1 pseudogene is annotated in these 1114 nt (G+C 69.5%); it reads left to right on the top strand.

The features are described from left to right. Positions 1 to 1114, top strand: a pseudogene (locus IP90_RS16505) (ESPR-type extended signal peptide-containing protein); the annotation flags it as partial.

The following is a 1114-nucleotide window of genomic DNA, read 5'->3' as shown; positions in this document are numbered from 1 at the left end:
GATGGCAGCGACGATGCGCAAGCGGTCGGCGAGTTCGCCCTCGCCTCCGGCGCAAACGCCTATGCCGAAGGCGATACCGCCTCGGCCTATGGCACAGGCTCGGCGGCCATTGGCATCGGTGCCATCGCCACCGGCAACCAGGCCGCCGCGGTGGCCGACAACGCCACGGCCAACGGCAATGGCGCCCAGGCTGCAGGTGCATCCAGCACCGCGGTTGGCGGTCAGCGTGCCCTGCTCGACGACGACGGCAACCCGATCCTCGACGAGGACGGCAACCCGATGTACGCCGTCACCGAAGCCAGCGGCATGGACAGCACCGCCGTAGGTGCGGGTGCAGTCGCCAGCGGAGCCGGCGCCACCGCCTCTGGCACCGGCGCCATGGCCAGCGGCGATTACAGCACCGCCAATGGTTCCGACGCATCGGCGACCGGCGAGTTCTCGTTCGCCGGCGGCAACCTGTCGCGTGCCACAGGTCAGTACAGCATCGCGCTGGGCGACCACAGCTGGGCCAATGCCGAAGAAACCACTGCGATCGGCGCCTATTCGTGGGCAAATGTTTCGGGTGCCACCGCCGTCGGTTACGGCGCCTGGGCTACCGGCGCCAACACCACCGCGCTGGGTCTTGCTGCCTGGGCCAGCGGCAGCGGCGCAACTTCGATCGGCTTCAACAGCTGGGCCCCGGGCGCCAGCTCGCTGGCCGTGGGCCGCGGCGCCTTCGGTTACTCCGACTACAGCATTGCGCTGGGTTATCAGGCGCTCGCCGACAACGTCCACGCGATTGCCGCCGGCACCAATTCGTATGTCAGCGGCGAAGCCGGCATTGCGATCGGCGCAGGCACCGAGACCAGCGGCGCGCAATCGGTGGCGCTGGGTTCGGGTTCGATCGCCGACCGCGACAACACCGTCTCCGTCGGCGCCACCGGCGCCGAACGCCAGATCGCCAACGTCGCCGCGGGTACCGAGGGCACCGATGCGGTCAATCTCGACCAGTTGAACGAAGTGGCCGACAGCGTCGAGGACGCCAACCACTACTTCGCTGCCAACGGCGCCAACGACGGCAGCGACGACGCGATCGCCAGCGGTGCGGACAGCACTGCCGCGGGCGCGGGTGCGG

Source organism: Luteimonas cucumeris (assembly GCF_007830035.1).
In the GTDB taxonomy this organism is placed as follows: Bacteria; Pseudomonadota; Gammaproteobacteria; order Xanthomonadales; family Xanthomonadaceae; genus Luteimonas_C; species Luteimonas_C cucumeris.
Note: the sequence above shows the minus strand (reverse complement) of the source record. Positions and strands in the feature narration are given on the sequence as shown.